Source organism: Vibrio sp. V09_P4A23P171, assembly GCF_963875615.1.
Taxonomy (GTDB): domain Bacteria; phylum Pseudomonadota; class Gammaproteobacteria; order Enterobacterales; family Vibrionaceae; genus Vibrio; species Vibrio anguillarum.
Window position 1 is genome coordinate 15488 of sequence record NZ_CAWNMR010000007.1, and the last position, 23433, is coordinate 38920.

Annotated in this window: 17 protein-coding genes; 9 read left to right on the forward strand and 8 right to left on the reverse strand. The window is 44.9% G+C overall.

The annotated features are described in order from the left end of the window. Positions 1 to 14 precede the first annotated feature (14 nt). Complete coding sequence (locus AACT23_RS03050) at positions 15 to 1214, reverse strand: HNH endonuclease signature motif containing protein (protein WP_064625287.1); 1200 nt, start codon at positions 1212 to 1214, stop codon at positions 15 to 17. Between the two features lie 620 nt (positions 1215 to 1834). Between AACT23_RS03050 and AACT23_RS03055 the strand changes: the two genes are divergently transcribed. After that, entirely contained in the window at positions 1835 to 5572 is a 3738-nt protein-coding gene (locus tag AACT23_RS03055; protein ID WP_176428610.1) for a M66 family metalloprotease, read from the forward strand. Between the two features lie 104 nt (positions 5573 to 5676). Here the strand turns inward: AACT23_RS03055 and AACT23_RS03060 are convergent, their stop codons facing one another. The 4 genes from AACT23_RS03060 to pabB all read right to left on the reverse strand — a co-directional run bounded on the left by AACT23_RS03060 (position 5677) and on the right by pabB (position 10779). After that, a complete protein-coding gene (locus AACT23_RS03060) occupies positions 5677 to 7038 on the reverse strand; it encodes an L-serine ammonia-lyase (protein WP_088732494.1) in 1362 nt (453 codons plus the stop codon). A gap of 101 nt (positions 7039 to 7139) precedes the next feature. After that, on the reverse strand, positions 7140 to 8393 hold the full coding sequence (locus AACT23_RS03065; protein ID WP_017047579.1) for an aromatic amino acid transport family protein: 1254 nt from the start codon (positions 8391 to 8393) through the stop codon (positions 7140 to 7142). Between the two features lie 299 nt (positions 8394 to 8692). Then, positions 8693 to 9322: a CoA pyrophosphatase gene (locus tag AACT23_RS03070; protein ID WP_017044764.1), complete on the reverse strand. Its 630-nt coding sequence runs from the start codon at positions 9320 to 9322 to the stop codon at positions 8693 to 8695. A 65-nt stretch (positions 9323 to 9387) separates the two neighbouring features. Next, positions 9388 to 10779: an aminodeoxychorismate synthase component I gene (gene pabB, locus AACT23_RS03075; protein ID WP_094126910.1), complete on the reverse strand. Its 1392-nt coding sequence runs from the start codon at positions 10777 to 10779 to the stop codon at positions 9388 to 9390. A 176-nt stretch (positions 10780 to 10955) separates the two neighbouring features. Here pabB and AACT23_RS03080 point away from each other — a divergent pair, with 176 nt between their 5' ends. From AACT23_RS03080 to AACT23_RS03115, 8 genes are all read left to right on the forward strand, one after another. Beyond that, positions 10956 to 12476, forward strand: a complete 1521-nt coding sequence (locus AACT23_RS03080) for a fumarate hydratase (protein ID WP_010320695.1) — start codon at positions 10956 to 10958, stop codon at positions 12474 to 12476. Positions 12477 to 12579: 103 nt separating this feature from the next. Next, positions 12580 to 12765 carry a hypothetical protein gene (locus tag AACT23_RS03085; protein WP_010320694.1) on the forward strand — a complete coding sequence of 62 codons (186 nt, stop codon included), beginning with the start codon at positions 12580 to 12582 and terminating at the stop codon, positions 12763 to 12765. Between the two features lie 145 nt (positions 12766 to 12910). After that, a complete protein-coding gene (locus tag AACT23_RS03090) occupies positions 12911 to 14290 on the forward strand; it encodes a YcjX family protein (protein ID WP_094126912.1) in 1380 nt (459 codons plus the stop codon). Next, positions 14287 to 15312 carry a YcjF family protein gene (locus tag AACT23_RS03095; protein WP_094126914.1) on the forward strand — a complete coding sequence of 342 codons (1026 nt, stop codon included), beginning with the start codon at positions 14287 to 14289 and terminating at the stop codon, positions 15310 to 15312. The genes AACT23_RS03090 and AACT23_RS03095 overlap by 4 nt, the downstream gene beginning before the upstream one ends. Positions 15313 to 15434: 122 nt before the next feature. Further along, positions 15435 to 16979 (forward strand): transcriptional regulator TyrR, encoded by a 1545-nt coding sequence (gene tyrR / locus AACT23_RS03100; RefSeq protein ID WP_017043611.1) that lies wholly within the window; start codon positions 15435 to 15437, stop codon positions 16977 to 16979. Then, positions 16976 to 17557, forward strand: coding sequence for a ribosomal protein S5-alanine N-acetyltransferase (gene rimJ, locus AACT23_RS03105; RefSeq protein ID WP_017043610.1), 582 nt, complete (start codon positions 16976 to 16978; stop codon positions 17555 to 17557). The genes tyrR and rimJ overlap by 4 nt, the downstream gene beginning before the upstream one ends. A 65-nt stretch (positions 17558 to 17622) precedes the next feature. Beyond that, positions 17623 to 18096, forward strand: coding sequence for a DUF2947 domain-containing protein (locus tag AACT23_RS03110; protein ID WP_010320690.1), 474 nt, complete (start codon positions 17623 to 17625; stop codon positions 18094 to 18096). Between the two features lie 141 nt (positions 18097 to 18237). After that, positions 18238 to 19224: a GGDEF domain-containing protein gene (locus AACT23_RS03115; protein ID WP_013856784.1), complete on the forward strand. Its 987-nt coding sequence runs from the start codon at positions 18238 to 18240 to the stop codon at positions 19222 to 19224. A gap of 10 nt (positions 19225 to 19234) precedes the next feature. Here the strand turns inward: AACT23_RS03115 and AACT23_RS03120 are convergent, their stop codons facing one another. The 3 genes from AACT23_RS03120 to AACT23_RS03130 all read right to left on the reverse strand — a co-directional run bounded on the left by AACT23_RS03120 (position 19235) and on the right by AACT23_RS03130 (position 23141). Then, on the reverse strand, positions 19235 to 20089 hold the full coding sequence (locus AACT23_RS03120) for an EamA family transporter (protein WP_026028721.1): 855 nt from the start codon (positions 20087 to 20089) through the stop codon (positions 19235 to 19237). 142 nt (positions 20090 to 20231) lie between these two features. After that, positions 20232 to 21455: an alanine racemase gene (alr, locus tag AACT23_RS03125; RefSeq protein ID WP_094126916.1), complete on the reverse strand. Its 1224-nt coding sequence runs from the start codon at positions 21453 to 21455 to the stop codon at positions 20232 to 20234. A gap of 54 nt (positions 21456 to 21509) precedes the next feature. After that, the gene (locus AACT23_RS03130; RefSeq protein WP_176428609.1) at positions 21510 to 23141 is read right to left on the reverse strand and encodes a methyl-accepting chemotaxis protein; all 1632 of its coding nucleotides are present in this window, start codon (positions 23139 to 23141) and stop codon (positions 21510 to 21512) included. Positions 23142 to 23433: the final 292 nt, after the last annotated feature.

Consider the following 23433-nt stretch of genomic DNA (forward strand, 5'->3'; position numbering starts at 1 on the left):
CCAATATAAAGAGCCTAATGACCCCAAATTTGGCTTACATATTCAGGATGATCGATATAGGGATTCCGGTTACCTTGAAATTGATAAACGGCGTCATTGCGCTGGCGTTCTTTAGCACTCACAGGATCTTCTTGGTGCCAACGCTTTAGCATAGCCAGAGCCCAAGCTTCAAAAACCACGGTACTAGTACCATCAAGTATGGCATCAGCGTTGTCAGTATTTCCTTGCCAGCTGCCGATACGGTTCTCGTAGCGGGTTGCTATGTAAAAATAGGCGCGCGCTAGATCGCCTTTAAATTCATCAATAGGCTCAAATACGGTGCCATTATAACCTAGCGTATTGCTTGCACTGCCAAGTTTTGAACCATTACTTGAGGTATAAGTGATATGACCAACTTCGCCAAATGGCCAGTTACTGCGTTTTGCATTGACAAAACCATCAGTGGCAAACAAGTGGTGACCGTCGGAATTCATTGGCTCAACGCTGCCCCCAAACCAACTTTTAGGAAATGAGTGTTCCCTATTGTAACAATCGCCTTCTCGTCGATACTGACCACACTGATCGCTGACTTTAGTAAAACTAACACTGTCGTTGTTGTCAGGTTTCTCAGAATAGATATCTAACATTGAACCGTCATTCTCATAGTAGTTATCTATGTCTGCATTTTGTAATAGTGTCCAAATTGCGGAATAACCGCGGCTATTATGATTCTTTATGATGTTGTATAAGGCCGTTTTTAGTTCAAAACCTGTTTTTCCTATCGCGGCTTGATAATAGTCATGGTTAGCGGGAGGTGTTGATTCACCAAGTAATAAGCTGTTTGATTGGTTGTATTGAAATTCTCCACCAGAGGCCAGTATTTCCGAGCCTTTGGCTAAGGAATAAAGGCCATTGCCAGAGCCACAGCAAATACCATCACCATAACTGTCATGGATGGTGAATTGATATTCACCATCCGATAAGCATATTTCTTGACTATAAGATGTGGAGTCTGAGTAATTATTACCCGCATAAATAACCTGTGAGAGGCTGTTTTTTATTTCCCAACTTGTTTCAGAAGCATATTGATCGGTGGTTAAATTCAGAGTCAGGTTGTGAGCGCGACATGTCACATGGCTTGATGGTTGCTCAGCGTTACTATTTTCTGTCTGCGCACTGGTAAGGGGAGAGCAAAGCAGTGCCAGTAGGGTAAGGTATGAAATTTTCGTTGTCATAATTTTCTCATTGGATAGTTAAATCGCAACTAAGATAACCATTTGCTCAGTCAATAAATTAAACCTATATCGCATTTTAATTTGTTATGTATGTGATGTTTCATTATTTATGCAGGAGATCTCACGTTCAGAAGGCTGTGCAAAAAGGTGTTCATAAAAACTTACGCAGTCTGCATATATACAATCTCTTTTCTTACCGCGACTGACACGCTGCCGTTTAGTCAATATCTGTGCGATAAAATTGCCAAAAAAGTTGATCGCTTAATCCTCTCAATGCTCATGAACAATCGTAATCATTCTCTTTCGGTGTGCGTGTTATATTCTTAAGTATCATTGTTTCTGATTGATTTTAATAAAGTTATTTATTGTTTGTATGTATTTTTGTTGCACACTTTTTCGCGTGAATTCTCACTTTCAAGACGTCAACCTCATTGGGTTGGAACCCTTATCTCGTTACGGACATAGTGATTCTATCGAAATGAAATTAGGTAACTAATAATGAATCGGTAACCCAGTTGTCTATATCCGGAATCGATTGTTGCTTAACCAGCGCAGATTTCGTGGGTTGCTGCTGCTGAAATTCAGGCACGTCACTATAAACTAAAATGAGCAATCCAATGATGAATAAGAAACCATTAACGCTTCTGGTAGCAGGGCTACTGGGAAGCGCACCCGTTTGGGCGCAAAATGAGCTCACCTTGATCCAGATCGGGGAAAAAATCGTCGAGCGGTTAGAATCGATTAAAGCGACCGCCGAACGTGGAGAAGGGGTGTTTGAACGCAACGGTGAGCGTTGGATCCACTATAAAGGCTTCGATTATCGGCTTAGTTACAAAAATGATCTGCAATTCCCCTTTATACCTTATCAAAGTGGCGATGATACGCCTTATCGCAATGTGATCGACTTTGTCGATCAGAGTTGGGAATTCATGGTGTACGACGGCGGTTTTTATCTGATGAGCCGCGAATTTGGTGTTTACGAATCGGACGAGCAAGGCTGCTTTGTCGAATACATTCCTGCGGCACACGGGTCTAAGCGCGCCGATGGTAGCTATATTTGGCAACGTGATGTCATCTATCGTACCGAAACCTCTGATTGTGGTGCGTTAGTGAAGCCAGAGATTACCTCGTTAACCGTCTCGAGCCTGTCTGATGTCGGTGTGTCATTTGACTGGCTTGGGCAAAATGAAGCCGATAAGACTCAGCTCACCTTAACCAATTTGAGTGATGCGAAGGATGTTCGCCGCTATGATTCGGTTTCTGCGGGCTTTTTTATCGGTGACCTTAAGCCAGGCACATCATATGAGGTGGTGTTGAACTCGTGTAATCCAGTGGATTGTGCTGAGCCCAAGGTAGTGCGCTTTACTACTCAAGATGCTCGAGTCGGTTTTGCCGATGAAATCCCAACCCCGAACCATTTGCAAGGCAGTTTAGAGGGTGGGTTGGGCATTACTCAAACCCATACATCAGTCGCGCCGAATAGCAATGAGTTAACTGGTCAAGGTCATCTCGATGCGATCATGAACCGTGAAGCGATGCTGCTGTTTACCCCGCAACAAGGGGAAGAGATTAACCAAGTCCGCGCCGAAGTGTTCCTCGATGGCGAATTAGTGCACACCACCTTGATGCTGCCGCCCAGTGCTCTGGCCGCATCGGATCAGCCAGAGAATGGCCGTATGAAGGTGGTGTTCTCTCATCACGCTTGGTCACTGCCGCTGCAATGGAACTGGATGAAGCCGGAGCTCTCACTGCGCTTGACCGACAACTTAGGCCGTGAAGGTGTGCTCAGCCAAGGAGACATCCAGTTTGGTGGTGCGCCTGAGTTGGTGATTCAAAATATCGACATGGGCATGCTGACTCAACCGCGTAACCGCAATACGATGATTCAAAATCTTCCAACTTTGGCCGCGGATTATTTCCAAAAAATACCCGCGTCTAAATTGGTGATGGCTGACTACACTCCTGCCTATTTCCCTGTTGTCACTATGCCAAATGGTGTGGTCTACACCGATAAGAGTGCGAGTACGGGTGGTTGGCACAGCGGCGATATGCGTGAAGCGATCGGTAAAGCGTTGGTCTCTACAGGTGTTAACAACGCCAACGTCGGCATTGTGAGTAGTGCGGGTTATTCGCAGCAATACAACCGCCGCTACAACCACATTACCGCACACACCAACGTCGGGGTGTATACCAAAGAAGGTACAGATTTAGCTCAAGTTGTGGTTCATGGCGGCAGTGGCGGTGGCGGTAAAGTAACCCTGCAAAATACTACCGGCAATGAATGGTCCCATGAACTGGGCCATAACTATGGGCTTGGCCACTACCCATATATGGCGTCGATTCACGATATGGAATCTGGCTGGGGTTGGGATGCGTTCCAGCAACGCTTTATTGGTAACTTGCACTGGAAAGGCGACGTTTACACCCAACAGCAAGGTGACGATATTGTACCGCCGTTTAAAGATGCGTTCCGTTTCCTGCGTGATGCGCAAAATGGCGGTGAACAAGAGTACGTTGGCACCATCAGCCGCTTTACCTTGGATCATCCGGCTCAGTCGCGCAAAGCACAGCGTTGGATGAACAACGGTTTTAACCTTGATAGCAACAGCCCAAGCGGTTATGTGCAGTGGGATCAGAGTACCCAACGTTATAAAGCGGTAGAAACCGATACACCGAAACCGCAGCAAGTGGGCGTACCCGTAGTTACTTTATTGGGGATTTACGATCCGCAGAATGAGAACCCTAGCCAAATCTATCCTCTGATTTACTCGAATTATGGCAACGTGTTTGAGCTGCCACAGCCAGATCAAGGGGATTATCAGTTGGAAGGTTGGCAAGCGGTGGCGAACCTGACTCAGGCACAGCTCGATAGCGATATTTGGCAAACATTACGCATAGATGGTGAGCAGCAACGTTTGTGTAAGTTTACTTTCCAAGCGGCCAATGGCGATAGATCGCAGTTTGTCGGTGGGGTTGAACTCAGTACCGACCGTTGTTCTGTTGGACGCGATGTGACATGGAACATCAACGTGAACATGACCTCTGCGCAAGGCGAGTATGAACTGCTTTCCAAGTATGGTCGCGGAACGGTGACTTACACACCGACGGCCGATGTCGGTGAAGTGAGCCTATGTACACTCAATAAGTCTGGAAATGATCACGATGGAGCTGGATTTGTCGTTGGTAATCACTGTGAACAGGTTGCAGGTGTGATGCATAAAAATGGCCAAACGTGGCGCTATGCCATTCGTGGCGATGAAGTGTTGCGTCCTACTTACCAGGTTCAGGGCCAGTGTCAGTTGGATGTTGAATTTGCAGATGGGATCCACGAACAAGTTCGATTAAGTGCCTCTCGCCACGCTGGCAATGAAAGTAACAAGTTCCACGTTAACTTATCGATGGAGAATGGAGTACCAACTCAAGTGAGTTTGCATTGTTCGGATCGCGGTGGTGAAACAGAACTGACTCGAATGACGCCAGATCAGAACCCGCCGCTGGATAAGCTCAAAGGCCCAATCATCATTGGCCAAGAGTACGGTTACAGCCAAGTGGTCGATATGACACCAACCTTCGCACAGAATGAAACTCTGCTGAACACGGATTTTGCAACGATCGCTGAGTTTGATGCTTTTGTGGCCGAACACTATGGGCGTGGCGCTCTAAACAATGGCGTGACGAAAGCGGAGCGCCGAGCAGGGGCATTGTATGTCTACCCGAACCCAGAAACGGGCATGCATGATTACTTTGTAATGCGTATGGTAGATGCTGGCGCATTCCCGGCCGATCAAACCAGTAATCAAGGTTGGAAATACCTAGGTTCGGCAGATCGCTATGTGAACTTTGCTTTCAACCCAATCAAGCTCAATAGAGCGGCTGGTGTGAGCATTGAAGCGCGTGTACAAAGCTACTTTGGTGTATCTCGCTTATTGACATGGGATGAGCGTACCTCAACCACTTGGGATAAGGCGCAAAATGCGGTGTTTGTTGGGCAAATCGATGGTGAAAACCATTACTTTATCCAAAAACGCCCAGGAGAGGGGGAAGCTTTCCCGATGCTCGGAGAGTCAAACCTAGATTGGGTTTACCTTGGCAGCGACAGCACCATTCAAGCTTACCTTGCGGAATTAAATCGTGATTTAGCAAGCTTTGAACGTTCGTTACTGGAGTGGTATCAACAAGATGCGATGGGCGTGTGGGGCAGTGATGGCCAGCGTGGCCAAGTGAACGATATTTATCAATACGCTTTCCGTGGCGGCTATCATTATTACCGCTTGAAAGTGACTAAGTACGGTTATTTCCCTTACCCAACCGATCCCAATCCAACCAACAGTAGCTGGGAATATCTCGGTCAGTTTTAAGTTCCTCACGGGATCGTGAGGTAAAGTCGTAAAATGCGCCACTCGCTGTTAAGCGAGTGGCGTTAAGTTTTAATGAACGAGGTTTTTAAATAGGTAGGTGCTCGTTAGCAAACGACTTTAATCGCTAAACCACCTTGGGACGTTTCACGATATTTGGCGTTCATATCTTTACCTGTCTCAAGCATGGTTTCGATCACTTTATCAAGCGAAACACGAGGTGCCGATGAGCGGCGTAGCGCCATACGCGTTGCGTTGATCGCTTTCACGGCAGCAATACCATTGCGCTCGATACAAGGCACTTGTACTTGTCCCGCGACAGGGTCACAGGTTAAGCCCAAGTTATGTTCCATCGCAATTTCAGCGGCCATGCAAACTTGTTCAGGGCTTCCACCCATCAGTTCTGCAAGGCCCGCGGCTGCCATCGAACAGGCAACACCTACTTCACCTTGACAACCCACTTCCGCACCAGAAATAGAAGCGTTACGTTTGTAAAGCCCACCGATAGCGCCAGAGGCGGCAAAGTAACGGATATAGTCTTTTTCAGTAACGGTCTGAATGAATTTATCGTAATAGGCTAACACTGCAGGAATAATACCGCATGCGCCATTAGTAGGTGCTGTCACCACACGCCCACCCGCGGCATTTTCTTCGTTCACTGCAAAAGCGTACATGTTTACCCAGTCAACGACCGCCATTGGATCGTTAGTGGTTTTTTCTGATGTCATTAACTGTTGACGAAGTGCTGCTGCTCGGCGTGGAACACGAAGAGGCCCTGGTAAGATACCTTCAGTATTCATACCGCGGTCCATACATTCGCGCATGGTTTTCCAAATATTGGCAAAGTAAGTACGAACTTCTTCATCAGAATGCAGTGCTTTTTCGTTAGCCATAACCAGCGTACTGATGGAAAGACCACTATCTTTGCATTGGTTCATCATCTCGTCAGCGCTAGTGAAGACATAAGGAACTTTAATTGGGTTCTCTTTTTCTTTACCAAAGTTTTCTTCATCAACGATAAAACCACCGCCGATAGAGTAGTAGGTTTTTGAGTAAACGACCTCATCATCGATCCACGCGTGGATCTGCATGCCGTTTTCGTGCAAGGACAAATTCGTTTTGTGGAAATTCATTCCACCTTCTTTAGGAAACGATACGGTATGACAGTGCATACCAACGGGAAGACGCTCGGTTTCTTCAACGCGTGCGATAAAGCCTGGAATAGCATCGATATCAACTTTCTCAGGGGTATTACCAGCAAGACCCATGATGATAGCGATATCTGTGTGGTGACCTTTCCCTGTCAGTGATAATGAACCATAAACGTCCACGGTGATTTTAGTGATGTCGCGCAATTTTCCCATTGAACGTAAATCATCAATAAACTCTTTACCCGCTTTCATCGGTCCCACTGTGTGTGAGCTTGAAGGACCAACACCGATTTTATAGATATCAAATACACTAATCATATCGATTACCTCAAAAGTAAGCCCCCCTAGCTAAGAGGGAGGCTCATTATTATAGTTATGTTCTGTATGCAGTATTCATGACGGTTGATATAACCACCAGATTAAAGAGCGCCGTAGATTACAGAAGTAATAGCAGCAAGACCACAGATAGTTGTGAAAATCTGTACTGGTGCTGAAGTCTTGAACTTCGCCATTGCAGGGATCTTGTGCATTGCAAATACAGGCAGCAGGAACAAGATGCCAGCAATCATCGGTGCGCCCATGGTTTCAATCATGCCTAGGATGCTTGGGTTTACAATCGTTACGATCCAAGTTGTCAACACGATGAAGATCAGTGACATTTTTTCAATCTTGCTTACTGAGCTATTTGAGCGAGATTTAATCAAACCAACTAGGCCTTCATGTGCCCCTAAAAAGTGACCAAAGTAGCTAGAGGTAATCGCTGCAAAGGCAACAAGAGGACCCATGTAAGAGATGATTGGTGATTCATGGATGTTTGCTAGGTAAGAAAGCACAGAAATGTTTTGCTCTTTTGCTAACGCGAGTTGCTCTGGCGACAGAGACAGCACAACAGAAAACACGAAGAACATTACAAAACCCATCAGCATCATGGCCGAGCCACCAGTGATCATATCGGTTTTCTTAACCGCGTTGTCACCATGTTGTAGGCGTTGCTCTTTAGAGAACTGGCTAATGATTGGGCTGTGGTTGAATGAAAACACGATGATAGGAATTGCAAGCCAAACGATGGTTGGCATCGCAGACCAATCAGGTGCGACTTCAATCATAGAGGTGTTCCACTCTGGAATAAGGTAGAAAGAAAGTGCTAATAAAATGAAAACCAATGGATACACCATGGCAGACGTTGCTTTTAGCATCAGCTCTTTACCAAATACTACGCCAGCCGTCATTGCCACAATCAACGCACCAGAAAGTAACCAACGAGGAATCGATTCCATGCCAACTTGGTTAACAAGGAAGGAATCAACGGTGTTTGTGATACCAACGCCGTAGATAAGAACGATAGGGTAGATGGCGAAAAAGTATGCGAACGTAATAAGGTTTGCGCCAGTTTTACCAAAATGCTCTTCTACTGTGTCAGTAATATCAGAATCAACATTTTTTGAAGAAAGAACAAAGCGAGCTAAGCCTTTATGTGCGAACCAAGTCATTGGCGCCGCAATTAGGGCTAACATTACTAATGGCCAAAAACCACCCGCACCAGCTTTAATTGGAAGGAAAAGTACACCGGCACCAACGGCTGTACCAAAAAGTGAAAGACACCAAGTGAAATCTTTATAAGTCCACTTGCTAGAGGATTGTACGGCAGATGCCGACGAAGTTGTTGTGTTCATATTGTATTACTCATTTTTGGGAACAGGAAATAAGTCGAGCGCATTTTGCATAATTTTCTCATTCGAAAACTAGATCTAAATCATGTAACGTTCTGGCTTATTGAATGATATGTCAAAAACCCATTTTTGATCACGAAAATGGCGTGCTACATGTGAGTAATGTTAATGATTTGGATTAGTAAAAGTTATCAATATAATGCTTCGATTAACATTTATTCATGCCAAACGTTTGCTTTTGGGTGGGATAAGGAAAAATAATCATCCGTGTTATTTAAACTTATGTTTGGATAGTTTGAATATTAATGAGGTTGAATAACTTGTTTTTGCAAAACATGGATGATCTGCGCTGTCATCCCCCAAATAAAATGATGTTGATAAGGGATGGCGAAAACGCGATGTCGTTGATTTTTTACTTGAAATAATTCGCTATAGAGTTTGTTTCGATCAAACAGATGGTGGGCGGGAACTTCAAATATTTCGTCCACTTCATTGGTATCAATAATGGCCTTGTAATTGGGGTTGATAAAAGCAAGAAAGGGCGTCACTACAAATTTACTGACGGTAACCAATTCAGGCAGTTGCCCAAAAATAGTAATGTCGTTTGCTAAAATTCCAATTTCTTCTCTTACTTCACGAAGCGCAGTGATCTGCAGCGAGCCATCGACTTCCTCATATTTCCCGCCAGGAAAACTGATTTGTCCCGGATGATGTTTAAGGTGCGCAGCTCTCTTGGTTAATACCACATTTAAACCATTCTTCCGCTCAACAAAACCAATTAACACTGAAGCCTTGCGTAAGGTTTGAGGAGCAAGGTGTGCCACACGACGGATAGATTCTTCATGATAAGGCACAGGTTGTTGCAACTGAAAGCGCTGGATAAGCCGATCTTTTGTCAAGGGGGTCGCAGTCTGTACGCTGTTTCTCTTCATTTTCGTTACCTATTCGGATTTTGCGTCTACCTCTTTTTAGCCTAGTTCAATAAACCTTGGAAAGGTTAACGAGGTTGTTCGAGCACAGGTAAAATTCGGCTCAGTTTATCCAGTGTCTCCTGATATTCAAGCTCACACTGACTATCGGCAACAATACCGCCACCAGCCCAAACGTGCAGTTGTTGCTTCTCTGCCACCAAAGTTCGGATAGCAATACTGCTGTCCATTGTCCCGTGGCGGCTAATATAGCCGATGCTGCCACAGTAAGCGCTACGGCGGTGAGGCTCTAACTCCTCAATAATTTCCATTGCACGTACTTTTGGTGCGCCAGTAATTGAGCCTCCGGGGAAGCTGGCTCTTAATAGATCGGCCGCGCAATAGGCGGAATCAAGTTCTGCGCGAATGGTACTAACAAGGTGATGCACGGCAGGAAAACTTTCAATATCGAACAGCTTAGGCACATGTACAGACCCCGGCTTTGCCACACGGCCAACATCGTTTCGTAATAGGTCAACGATCATCAAGTTTTCTGCTTGATCTTTTTCTGCGCAAGCAAGGTCTGCCGCGTTAGCGGCGTCAATGCTGGGGTTATCGCTTCTTGGTCGGGTGCCTTTTATCGGCTTAGTTTCGATGATGTTGTGTTTGACCTGCATAAAACGCTCGGGGGAGACACTCAAAATCGCTGACTCCTCTAAGCGAATAAAAGCCGAAAATGGTGCGCAATTAAACGCTTCCAGTTTTTGATAAGCTTGCCATTCACTGCCTTCATAATGCGCTTGAAAACGCTGTGCAAGGTTGATTTGATAACAATCACCACTGAGCAAATAGTGCTGGATTTGCTCAAATTTCCGTTGGTAGCTCTCTTTACTCATGTTGGATTGCCAATCAGAGCGTAATGCAAAATGGCCGTTGTTTTTGGAGTTCTGAGTGTTGAGCCATTGCCATGCTTCATCAATATGATTGCCCACCACGTAGGCGGCTTGGTGCAAATGATCAACGACCACAGCCCATTGATAGAGACCAATCGCCATATCAGGTGTGGATAGATCGTGCTCAGCAAGCGTTGGAATTCGTTCTATCTGCCGCCCTAAGTCATAGGCAAAATAACCGAGTGCACCGCCCACGAAAGGAAGGTCTATATCGCTTTGAACATCGGGCAAATACTGCTGCTGCAACTGTTTGAGCAGTTGGAATGGGTCTACTTGAGAATCATAATGAGACTGCGGTTCGCATACCGTCGTTTTATCCCCTTGTGTCACTAAGGTGACCAGTGGTTCAGCGACTAAAATATCAAAACGGCTATCGATATGCGTCTTAGAGGCGGAGCGCAACAGCATAGCCCACGGGCAGTCTTCGATTTTAGAAAACAATTGGTGAGCGAGATCGACATGGTAAGTCAGTGCGTTAACTTGGATATGATTGAATTCGTTGTTGTTCATTTGCGTAATTTGTGACAAAGAGACCGATCACTGCATGGCGTGTTGAGTAAAGCAAGAGTATCATAAAATGCAAATTAAAAGCTGCTACTTGATTGAATCACATCAATAAGTTGATTTTTTGCTGAGAAGCTTACCGCTTATTGAATGAGGAACACGCAACAGTCAAGGGAAGCATAACAATAACGAGGCACGCAATGACGGTAATTCGCAAGCAGGATGTGATCAGCAGTGTCGCTGACGCTCTTCAATATATCTCTTACTACCACCCTCTGGACTTCATTCAAGCGCTAGAAAAGGCTTATCATCGAGAAGAGAGCCAAGCTGCGAAAGATGCGATCGCACAAATTCTCATTAACTCGCGCATGTCAGCAGAAGGGCATCGACCCATTTGCCAAGATACCGGCATCGTAACCTGTTTTGTTAACATTGGTATGAATGTGCAGTGGGAGTCTGATCTCACGGTGCAAGAAATGATTGATGAAGGAGTTCGTCAAGCGTACACCAATCCAGATAACCCATTGCGCGCTTCTATATTAATGGATCCTGCTGGTAAGCGTATTAATACTAAAGACAATACGCCTGCTGTCGTTCATATCAATATGGTGCCAGGAAATAAAGTCGACATCCAAATCGCAGCCAAAGGCGGCGGCAGTGAGAACAAAACCAAGATGGTAATGCTCAATCCTTCCGATGACATTGCTGAATGGGTAGAAAAAACCGTACCCTTGATGGGGGCGGGTTGGTGTCCTCCGGGTATGCTCGGCATTGGTATTGGCGGCACCGCGGAAAAGGCGGCTGTGCTTGCTAAAGAATCACTGATGGAGCATATCGATATTCAAGAACTGATTGATCGTGGTCCACAAAATGCGGAAGAAGAACTGCGGTTAGATATTTTTAACCGCGTGAACCGTTTAGGCATTGGTGCGCAAGGGCTTGGTGGCTTAACCACCGTTGTGGATGTAAAAATCAAAACAGCGCCGACTCACGCCGCGTCTAAACCTGTTTGTATGATCCCTAACTGCGCGGCGACCCGCCATGTTCACTTTACGCTAGACGGCACGGGCCCTGCTGAACTTACACCACCAAAGCTAGAAGATTGGCCACAAATTGTGTGGGACGCAGGAGCAAGCGCGCGCCGCGTCAACCTTGATGCGGTCACTAAAGAAGAGGTTCAAGAGTGGAAAACCGGTGAAACACTTCTTCTTTCCGGTAAGATTTTAACCGGCCGCGATGCCGCACATAAACGACTCCAAGCAATGTTGCAAAATGGCGAAGGGCTGCCTAAAGGTGTCGATCTTAAAGGTAAATTTATCTACTACGTTGGCCCCGTTGATGCGGTGGGTGATGAAGTTGTTGGTCCAGCAGGCCCGACCACATCGACTCGCATGGACAAGTTTACCGACATGATGCTTGATGAAACAGGCATTATGGGGATGATAGGCAAAGCAGAGCGTGGCCCTGCGACGGTGGAGTCAATCAAAAACCACAAAGCGGTCTACTTGATGGCGGTGGGTGGCGCGGCTTACTTAGTGGCGAAAGCGATTAAGAAAGCACGCGTGGTGGCATTCGAAGATTTAGGTATGGAAGCCATTTATGAATTTGAAGTTGAAGACATGCCAGTCACGGTTGCGGTGGACTCGCGTGGCGCGAATGCTCACCAAATAGGCCCAGACACATGGAAAGTGAAGATTGCCGAAGCTCAAAAGAAAGCTTAATCTGATCTCATCGCGTTCTCACGATAACTGCAGCTTAGGCTGCAGTTATCGTCTATAAATCAGTAGATAATTGAAATGCTCATTTGCAAAACTAGGAGGGTAGATGCCTCGTTTTATTAAAATATTACAAATTATTATCGCTATTGTGGTTGGGGTTTTCCTCGGCTATGACCTTATTCTACATGGCATCAGCATCTTCGATGATAAGTACGTCACAATTACCTGCGTGTTATGGGTGATGCTTGAGGCTGCATTGTTTGTGATTTATAAATTAATAGAAGATGATTGAGCCGATGTGAGCAGCTCAACACAGAACAGCGAATTTTTTGGCCAAAAAAGCCTAAGCCTCTGATTCTTGTCAGGGGCTTTTTGTTCATCTCTGATTAAGGTGAATACACATAAAGTAGCGTCATCAAATGAAGTGGAGTGAGTGAATGAAGCACATTCGTCGAGAAATGACTGATTTAATTAACCGTGGATTAGATTCGCACGTTCGAATTGCTGTCACGGGGTTATCGCGAGCGGGGAAAACGGCTTTTATTACCTCCTTAGTGAACCAATTACTGCACACCTCTACCCATGATAATTTACCGCTATTTTCCGCAACGCGTGACCGACGCATTGTGGGTGCAAAACGTGTCCCTCAAACTAACTTAATGGTTCCACGCTTTGCTTACGATGAAGCGATGTCACAGTTACACAGCGAACCGCCACATTGGCCTGTGCCCACTCGTGACGTCAGCGAGATTCGCCTAGCGATCAAATACAAACCTAAAAAGCGCAGTAAAAAATTATTTGGTCACACGGCCACACTTTATCTCGATATCATCGACTATCCGGGGGAATGGCTGTTGGATCTGCCTCTGCTCGAAATGACCTATGAACAGTGGTCAGAACAGCAGTTTTCAGCGCTAAGTGAACTACGTTCCTCATTAGCCGAGCCGTGGCTTGAAGGGTTAGCTAAACTTGATGTAATACAAGACGCCAATGAGCAAAAGCTTGCTTCACTGTCGATGCTGTTTACGGAGTATTTGCACGCGTGTAAAAATGCCGGTTTGCATTGGGTGCAACCGGGGCGTTTTGTGTTGCCGGGAGAGCTAGAAGGTGCGCCTGTTCTGCAATTTTTCCCATGCCGTAATCCGTACGGTGAAGACAAGCCGGCTCCCAATAGTAATTACAGCATGTTAAAAGCACGCTATGAAGAATACCAAAACAAGGTTGTGAAAGCTTTTTACAAAAATTATTTTGCCACGTTTGATCGGCAGATTGTGTTAGTCGATTGCTTATCTCCACTCAATGACGGCTACGACTCCTTTTTGGATATGCGTCGTGCGCTTGAACAGATTATGCATAGCTTTCGTTATGGTCGTAATGGTTTACTCAAGCGTCTGTTTGCACCCAAGATAGACAAAGTGCTGTTTGCCGCAACCAAAGCGGATCATGTCACCCCTGAACAACACCCGCATTTGGTGTCGTTACTGCAGCAGATGGTTCATCCTGCTTGGCAAAGCGCCGCCTATGAGAATATTGAGATGAGTTGCATCAGTATGGCATCGATACAGGCCACACAAGCGGGTTTTATTGATAGCGGTGAGCGCACCATTCCAGCCTTACAAGGTGTGACGCTCAATGGCGAAACTTTGACCATTTTCCCCGGTGATGTGCCGAAAAAGTTACCTAACAAAGAGTATTGGCAGCATCAAGGGTTTGAATTCACCAGTTTTAAACCAAGAGCATTTAGCTGTGATGAACCTTGCCCTCATATCCGTTTAGATAAAGCGTTGGAATATTTAATTGGAGATAAGCTGAAATGAGTGATTTAAAAACCAAGCAAATCTTTAATCAAAAATTAGAACCACAACAGAAGAGTACGCCAGAGCTTACGGCTCAACAGCAATTTCAAAATAATGAAGCCTTCATTCCAATGCCGATCAGCAATGAAGAGAGTGTTGCGGAAAAAGAGTTGGAGCAAATTATTCGCCCACCACAAGGTCGGAAATGGCGAGCTGCGGCGTTAGTTATAAGCTTTGCAGGTTTAATCGGTTGGCAAGCTATCGATTCAGTTATCACGGCGATTCAATCAGCGGACTGGTTAGCATTAGGCTGGGCGGGATTTATTGCTGGTTTGGCATCGTTAGGCTTAAGTACCTTAATCAAAGAGCTGTGGAAGTTACGAGCACTTCGCCATCATTTTAGTATTCAAGAGCAAAGCGAACAGCTTATGCAAACCGACAGCGTTGGCCATGGGCTCGCGTTCTGCCAAGCTCTAGCTAAACAAAGTGGCATAAAAACCGAAAGCCCAGCCTATGATCGTTGGTTAAACAGCGTTAATGCTTCACACAGCGATGCTGAAATACTCGATATGTACGATGCTATGGTGGTGAGTGAACAAGATAAACAAGCAACCAAAATCGTCTCACAATATTCAACAGAAGCGGCAGCACTAGTGGCAATTAGCCCTTTAGCCATCGCAGATATGTTGTTAGTGGCATGGCGTAATTTCACTATGATTGATCAACTAGCAAAACTGTATGGAGTGCCATTGGGTTACTGGTCTCGTCTCTCTTTATTTAAGTCAGTATTGGTTAATATGGCAGCGGCAGGTGCCAGCGAACTCGCCATCGACGCCAGCATGGATCTCCTTTCTATGGATTTAGCCGGAAAAGTATCCGCGCGGGCAGGGCAAGGTTTAGGAGTGGGAATATTGACCGCTCGTCTTGGTTTGAAAGCCATGGCACTGCTCAGGCCGATGACATGGCAGCCAGACAGAAAAGTGAAATTAGGGGCGATTCGCAAACAGATCGTCGCAAGAATCGCCGCGCTTACGGTGAAATAAGCAACATTTATCAAATAATATGCCCGAATGTGAACCTCAAAACATGAGATAACTTGACGCCATACAAGGCTTGATAGAAACTACTGTCAACTTTTCCTGACACTTTTTATTAGGATTTTTAAGTGCGTCTTGAAGTCTCTTGTGAAGATAGACTCGGTCTAACCCGAGAACTGCTCGATATTCTTGCATCGAGAAACATTGATTTGCGTGGGATTGAAATCGATGTCATCGGCATTATTTACCTCAACTGCCCTGACATTGATTTTGAAACATTCAGTGAATTGATGGCTGAAATTCGCCGAATTTCTGGCGTAAAAGATGTTCGGAAAATTCAATTCATGCCCATGGAGCGGCATAACACCGAGTTAATTTCATTACTCAACAACGTGCCTGATGCGGTGCTGGCGATTGATCTGAAAGGGTTTGTTGATATGGCAAACTATTCAGCACTATCGCTGTTTAACAAAACAGAGAAAGAGGTGATAGGGCAGCCCATTTCTGCATTATTACCTTTCTTTAACCTATCACGCTGGCTTGAAGGCAACAAAGCACGACAACGTGAGGAGATCGTGCACGATGGTCTCGATTATCTGATGGAGATGATGCCTGTTTATATTACGGGTGAGTCGAAAGAATCCACCTTGGCGAGTACCATGATGATGATTCGTTCTAAAAGCCCTAGCGGCGTCGTCGATGATGCTTTGCCCTTACACAATAACCTTGGTTTTGAACATTTTGTCGGAGTGTCTAACCGCCATAAAGCGCTCATTAGCCAAGCTAAGAAGCTGTCAATGCTTGATCAACCTTTGCTTATAGAAGGCGAAACCGGAACGGGTAAAGAGATGTTGGCCAAGGCTTGTCATAATCGCTCTCACCGTGCCTCCTTTCCTTTCTTAGTTCTGAGTTGTGCTTCAATGCCGGATGATGTTGCGGAAACGGAGTTGTTTGGTCATGCGCCAGGGTCATTTAATCATCAACAAGGCCATAAAGGTATTTTTGAACAGGCGAATGGCGGCACCGTTTTTCTTGATGAAATCGGGGAGATGAGCCCTCATTTACAAATTAAACTACTGCGCTTCTTGCAAGATGGTACATTCCGCCGCGTTGGTGAGGAGCATGAAGTTCATGTTAATGTTCGTGTGATTGCCTCGACGCGTCACAAGTTGGCAGATTTAGCCGAATCAGGCGCATTTCGTGAAGATCTTTTTTATCGTCTGAATGTGTTAACTCTCCGTATTCCTACTTTGCGTGAGCGGCCTAACGACATTCAGCCATTGCTTGAACTGTTCGTGGCGAAACACATTAAGAAAATGGGTATGGCCAAACCACTACTAGCGGAAGATTTGGCGGATCAGCTCTCTCATTACCAATGGCCAGGCAACGTACGACAGTTGGACAACATGGTGCTCAGGGCGCTAACGGAGATGTCTGATAATCAGTTAACAGTGGATCTCTTCCATCTGCCACAGCTTGAAACCGTTCATACTGGCAATACCCATGTCAATCTTGATGGCTCATTAGATGACATCATGAAAGAGTATGAATCTCAAATTTTGGAACGTTTATATCAGTCTTTCCCTTCAAGCCGTAAGTTGGCCAAGCGTTTAAACGTATCACACACCTCTATCGCCAATAAGCTACGCGACTACGGAATTAGGAAAAATTGATGCAGTCATGCAGCACCTTGTCTCAAGTGTATGAAGTGGATAATGATATTTTAGTGCGAACCGCAAAACTTGAAGATGCGGAGATGATCGCTGCCTATTTTACGAGTAATCGTGAACATTTACGGCCTTGGGAACCTAAGCGAGAAGCGGCGTTTTTTGAGGCTCACGGGTGGGCACAGCGGCTGATTAAACTTGGTGAGCTGCATAAAATGCAATTAGGCTATTATTTGCTCATCATCGATATTAACAGTGGTGACATGCTTGGCACCATTTCGTTCAGTAACCTCTCACGCTTTCCATTTTATGCTTGTAATCTCGGCTATTCGTTAGCGAAGAATGCACAAGGTAAAGGCATCATGGGCCGTGCATTAAAAATGGCGTGCCACTACATGTTTAAGGTACAAAACCTACACCGTATCATGGCTGGTTATATGCCAATCAACAAACGCAGTGAAGCGGTGTTGATGAAAATGGGCTTTCAGGCCGAAGGTCACGCTAAAAATTATTTGCTCATTGATGGCCAATGGGAAGATCACAACCTAACAGCATTGGTTAATGCTGATTGGCGCCCAAGCTAATGGGTTATCGTTTTAAAAGTAAAGCGGCTATATTCACAAGTCAGCTAAAACATTAAGGAAATTCAATGTCGTATTTGCCTTTGGATCAATACCAAAGAAAATGGATTTTCACTCACCAATCAATGCCAGTTCCTGAGCAAGATCTGGTGCATATTAAACCCATGTCTCAAGCCAGAGCGGCTCAGTTTTGGCTGGAAAATATCAGTGCTCAAAGCCCAGATTCAGAGAGGTTAAGTTCTCAAGATTGGCCTCGTAAAGCAGGCAGTTGGATCAATGAAATCAGTTGGATGAAAGAATGGGAAAGTGACGATGAATCATTACCCGTTGATATTTTGGCCCATATTGATTGGCAAAATGACGTGACCGTTTATTTTTGTTATGAAAAGTACAATATTATCGAAACCCAATGGTCGGTATTTAAAAAATACTGGAAAAATTTCTTATTTTACGATGATGGACCAATCTTATTGGGGCGTCGCCGTGCTCAAGCGTTATGGTTTGGTTCAAATGGCAAAGTCAAATTGGGTAATAGAAAGTAACGAATAAACGAATAAAAAGCAGCCTAGGCTGCTTTTTATTCGTTCTACAGTACTCGAAAGTTATTTAATTGATACAAACTTTATAACATCACGCTACCCATTCTTTCCTATACTGATCATAAGAGATGTTCGGGAGGGCGCATGGACGATAAAATTCTCCAGTCTGTTGTTGAAATTACGGGGCAGAAAAATGCGGTGTCATTGGGTTATTGTGTCATCAGCGCTCTAGTCGAGATGTTGCCTCTGAAATCGGCCTGCTTAGAACATTACATTGGACCTCATTCCTATGTCATTGCAAAAGCTACTATCTGTAGCCGGATACCTGGAAAATTTGAAATTAACTGGGAATATGAGGGCGAGACGGTTCCAAGTTATGAACATAACCATTCTGATATCGAGCCTAAAATAGAAGATTTAGGTACAAACGGATACCATTGCATTTACCCTATTGCGATCAACGATAGTTTTTCTGCTAGGTTGTCTCTGATTCTAAAAGTTCCGCCCAAACAATATCGAATGCTCATTGAAGGCTTTGTTAAAATTTACCAAAATTACGTTTTATTATTGCATGAAAATGAGCGTGACAAGCTGACAGGGTTGTTGAATCGAAGGACGTTAGAGGATAGGTTGCGCCTTAGCTTTGATGTGCTTCCTGAAACGGCGACAGTAGGCTCAGTGATGCCTTGGGTTGCCATCATTGATCTCGACCATTTTAAACGGATCAATGATAATTTTGGCCATCTGATTGGCGATGAAGTTTTGCTCTTGGTGGCTCAGCAAATGCAGAATTTTTTTCTTAATCAAGAACAACTGTTTCGGTTTGGTGGAGAAGAGTTCGTCATTATTTTTCCTGCCAGTGAGTATGAGGTCGTGCTAAACAGAACCGAGAGGTTTAGACAGCACATCGAGCAGTTTCGTTTTCCTCAGGTTCAACATATCACGCTTAGTATTGGTATCTGCTCTATCTCGCCAAGAGAATATCTCTCAACGATTTTAGATAGAGCAGACAAAGCACTCTACTTCGCCAAAAACCACGGCCGCAATCAAGTACAATGTTATGAAGACTTGTTGCGTAGCGGTGTATTCATTGAAAACGAAGAGGGGGACAGTAGTGCCGAACTATTTTGAACGGTTCACCTTATTTCTTCGCCGATAGCGTGCTACCCATTGAGGCAGTGATGATCATCGTAATGGCGATCCATTGCGTTAAGCTTAATTGTTCTTGAAGAATAATTAATCCAGCTAATGCGGCGATGGCGGGCTCTAAGCTCATTAACACACTAAAGTGTTGTGTAGACAAACGCTTTAAAGCCGACATTTCTAGGCAATAAGGTACGGCGCTTGAAAGAATCGCGACAGATAACGCCATAGGCAGTATTGACCACGTAAAAATAGACGCCTCTGATAATACAACGCCGATTGGAAACGCAAACAGGGCCGCAATCGTCATCCCTATCGCAACGGTTGCGCCTCCAGAACCGACACTCCCCGCCCTTTGACCAAACCATATGTAGGCTGCCCAGCATCCGCCAGCCGCTAAAGCCAGTGCAACGCCAATCGGATCAAGTGCATCGACACCCGTTAGATCGGGCAATAAAAAAACAATACCCAAAATAGCAAGCGCAACCCAAATCAGATCTTTTTTGCGTTTAGATGAGAGAAATGCAATGAGTAATGGCCCAGAAAACTCCAACGCAACCCCAATACCAAGAGGAATTCGTTCAATAGCAAAATAGAACATCAGTTGCATGCCACCTAGGCTTGCTCCGTAAATGATCATTGAGCGCCATTGTGAAAGAGAAAGTCGTAACTGCCATGGGCGAAAAATCATTAACAGTATTAATGCAGAGAGACCAACGCGCAGTGCAATTGTTCCACCTGGGCCAACAATAGGAAATAGCTGCTTGGCTAGTGACGCGCCAGATTGAATGGTGGTCATGGCCAAGAGTAGAGTTAACACAGCCAAGAATATAGGGGATTTAATCGGTCGCATGCGCATCCATATGAAATAAAAGGAACGGGCCGATTATGCCTGAAAAATAAAGGGGTTAATAGGAACAACGAGCGGTGAATTAAAAGGGGATACCGTGAGTGCAAAACACTCACGGACCAAAAGATAAATAAGTGGGCTTGGCTTAGTGGATGTAGAAACGTGGGTTTGCCGTTCCCCAAATCGTATACAGTTCAGGGAATATGAGCTCTGCATTTTCTTCCAGCTCACTGACAGTGATTCGGCCTTGCTTTTGCGCGCCAAACAAGGTGACTTCCTGATTAGGAAGGACGCCTTTCACATCGGTTACGTCAACCAATGTGGTGTTCATTGAGGTTACTCCAACCACCTTTGCTCGTTGACCGTTAATCAATACGTCACCGCGATTGCCCATTTTTCTTGGGTAACCATCTGAATAGCCAACAGGCAGATTTGCCAAAACACTCTCTTTGGTTACGCGGTATGTACTGTCATAGCCAACAGTGCTTCCTTTAGGAAGATGATGCAATGACGCAATACGTGTTTTGAATGAGACGATTGACGGATATTCCGGGTTAGTTGGTAAGTCGCCATACAGGACGCCGCCAGGACGTACCATATCGAGTTGTGCTTCCGGTACATTGAGAGCAGTGTAGGAGTTGGCAACATGCAAAATCAGTTCATCGCGTTTTAGGTTTGCTTGCTGAATCAACCAAGCTGAATTGGTATTAAAACTGGCCAACTTGCTGCGGATTTCGTCTGGATTGTAATTGGGGAAATGAGTCATTATCCCAACAATTTGTATGCCACTTTGAGTAGCAATCGCAATCGATTCTTGTTTTCCTGCATCGGTTGACATATCGATACCATTGCGTCCCATACCGCCATCATTTAATGCCAAATGTACTCTTATCGTTTTACCTTTTTGCTGGCTTAGCTGAGCGAGTTGCTCAGCTTGCATTTTGCTACCGATGAGCTCTTCGATATCTAACTCGACACTTTGTTCGATTTCATCAATGCTCGCAGAGCGAACACGCATCAACTGGCCTTTAAACCCGCTCTCACGTACGGCTCTAGCCTCTGCATTACTGGTAATTGCGATACAAGGGATCCCTTGCGCGAGAATAGTTGGCATTAAACCGCGAATACCGTTGCCGTAAGCATCAGCCTTCATCACGGCGCAAATTTTAGTTTGGCTGTTGATGTGGCTCTTAAACTGCTCAATATTTTGTTTGAATTGGCCAAGATCGATCTCAAGCCAAGTATTGGATTGCTGAATTTCTTGTATAGAAGGCTCACTGACGTTAAGGCTTAAAGGTGCAGAAGTCGCTGAAAAAGAGGGTAAAGCCATGGCAATTGACAGTGTAAGAAAAGAGGCTTTGAAATTCATTCTATCTCCTAGGTAAGTAAAAACAAGAAAGCCCCGTTAGGGGCTGACTCTATTTTAGTTAAGTTTGAAACGCCCCATTGCGTCTTGCAATGTGACCGATAATTGACTGAGTTCGTGGCAAGCTTGCGCCGTTTGTTCTGAACCCTGCGCGACTTCTTGTGAAGCCGTATGGATATTTTCAATGTTGCGGCTTAGTTCATCGGCAACGGAATCTTGTTCACTACAAGCACTGGCGATTTGTGTTCCCATATCCGCAATTTGAGCTACTGAGTTTTCAATTGAAACCATCAATTGCTGCGAGTGGGTTCCTTGAACGACGCAAGAGTCAATGCTGACGCGCGAACGTTCGGTTGCTTCTTTTGCTTCGCCTGCCATGGTTTGTAATTTTTCAATAATGGTTGTGATTTCGCCAGTTGAAGCTTGAGTTCTTCCCGCAAGGGTGCGCACTTCATCGGCAACAACAGCAAAGCCTCGGCCAGATTCACCAGCGCGGGCTGCTTCAATCGCAGCGTTCAGTGCCAATAGGTTTGTTTGCTCAGCGATGTTACGAATAACGTCAAGTACCACGTTAATTTGTGTGGATTGTTGTTCTAAATTTGCAACGGTTTCGCCAGCCTGACCAATAATTGTAGCCACTTGTTGAATGGAGCTCACCATCGCGGCATTGTCTGTCGCACCCTCTTTGGCTTTAGTGTTGGCACTACTTGCTTGTGATGCTGAGTCTTCCGTGTTGCGTGCTACATCGGCCACTGCGGCTTTCATTTGCGTCATCGCTGTTGCGACTTGTGTGATCTGATATTGCTGCTCTTTCATACCTTGAGCTGAGATATTGGAGATTTGACTCATCTCTTCCACAGCACTGCTTAGTTGTGTTACAGCGGAGATGATCTCTTCGATCAGTTGACGTAAATTGTTCTGCATCTTTTGTGAGGCATCGGCAAGTTCACCTAATTCGTCATTGCCAATAGCATTACGATCGATCTGTTTTGCTAAGTTACCTTCTGCAATCGCGTTTGCTTGGTCAACAACCAAACGCAAAGGCCCACAAATTATGCGAGTCAAGAAGAGGGTGATAATGACCATGACGACGATAATGGAAACATTACTGATACTTGATGAAGTGTTCAGTGTGTCAACTGCTTTAAGAATATAGCTTTTGTTGCCATCCATTGCTTTTTGCAAGATGCCAATCAGCGCTTTTATGTCGGCTTCAATTTTCGTGAAAGTTTCAAGCGATTGATTCAGTAGTTTGTGGGCATCGCTTTTATTATTGCTTTCTAAAGCCTGATTAAACTGAGTCACAATGTTGATATAACTATCCCAGTTACTCATCAGTTTTCTAAATGTCTGCTCTTCTTCGCCTGGCCAAACACTTTTACCATACTGTTTTAAACCTGCATCAACCTCTTGTTGTAATTGACGGCTAGTCACTAGGCGTTGTTTCACTTCGTTTATATCATCGGTGAGCAAGGAAGCAAACTGCGTACGACGCCAATAGGAGAGTTTATCTCCCATTGAATCTACGTGTTGTAGTGCAGGCAGTGTATCGTCGGCAAAATTCACCAACTGACTTTTGACTTCTTGGAGTTCGCTATATAAAAACCAAGCGAAGAGGATGTTGATTAAAGCGATGAGGCTAAATGAGCCTGCAATTTTCTGTCTGATGGATAGATTTTTTAAAAACATGAATGAGTTACCTTTGATTGTTTTTGTCAAAAGTCGCTTGAGCGAACAACATCCATTTACCGACAATGTGATCTACATCCTAATTGGTCGCGGATATTATCATGTTATCTATAAATTGACGATACCTATACTATTAAAGTAGCAGATGTTTGATTGTGCAAAGATAAAACGATTGATTAATTTTAATGATGTGAGGGTGGTTGATTATTGGTTTAACACCTAAGAGTGGTGAGAGGATTTGCAAGCGACCCCTCATTCTGAGTATTTGCCTTAGTGGTAATCGTTGTTCATT

Excerpts from the sequence above, each read along its gene's own strand:
- AACT23_RS03050 (WP_064625287.1), bottom strand. The coding sequence starts at position 1,214 with ATGACAACGAAAATTTCATACCTTACCCTACTGGCACTGCTTTGCTCT.
- AACT23_RS03055 (WP_176428610.1), top strand. The coding sequence starts at position 1,835 with ATGAATAAGAAACCATTAACGCTTCTGGTAGCAGGGCTACTGGGAAGC.
- AACT23_RS03060 (WP_088732494.1), bottom strand. The coding sequence starts at position 7,038 with ATGATTAGTGTATTTGATATCTATAAAATCGGTGTTGGTCCTTCAAGC.
- AACT23_RS03065 (WP_017047579.1), bottom strand. The coding sequence starts at position 8,393 with ATGAACACAACAACTTCGTCGGCATCTGCCGTACAATCCTCTAGCAAG.
- AACT23_RS03070 (WP_017044764.1), bottom strand. The coding sequence starts at position 9,322 with ATGAAGAGAAACAGCGTACAGACTGCGACCCCCTTGACAAAAGATCGG.
- AACT23_RS03080 (WP_010320695.1), top strand. The coding sequence starts at position 10,956 with ATGACGGTAATTCGCAAGCAGGATGTGATCAGCAGTGTCGCTGACGCT.
- AACT23_RS03085 (WP_010320694.1), top strand. The coding sequence starts at position 12,580 with ATGCCTCGTTTTATTAAAATATTACAAATTATTATCGCTATTGTGGTT.
- AACT23_RS03090 (WP_094126912.1), top strand. The coding sequence starts at position 12,911 with ATGAAGCACATTCGTCGAGAAATGACTGATTTAATTAACCGTGGATTA.
- AACT23_RS03095 (WP_094126914.1), top strand. The coding sequence starts at position 14,287 with ATGAGTGATTTAAAAACCAAGCAAATCTTTAATCAAAAATTAGAACCA.
- AACT23_RS03110 (WP_010320690.1), top strand. The coding sequence starts at position 17,623 with ATGTCGTATTTGCCTTTGGATCAATACCAAAGAAAATGGATTTTCACT.
- AACT23_RS03115 (WP_013856784.1), top strand. The coding sequence starts at position 18,238 with ATGGACGATAAAATTCTCCAGTCTGTTGTTGAAATTACGGGGCAGAAA.
- AACT23_RS03120 (WP_026028721.1), bottom strand. The coding sequence starts at position 20,089 with ATGCGACCGATTAAATCCCCTATATTCTTGGCTGTGTTAACTCTACTC.
- alr (WP_094126916.1), bottom strand. The coding sequence starts at position 21,455 with ATGAATTTCAAAGCCTCTTTTCTTACACTGTCAATTGCCATGGCTTTA.
- AACT23_RS03130 (WP_176428609.1), bottom strand. The coding sequence starts at position 23,141 with ATGTTTTTAAAAAATCTATCCATCAGACAGAAAATTGCAGGCTCATTT.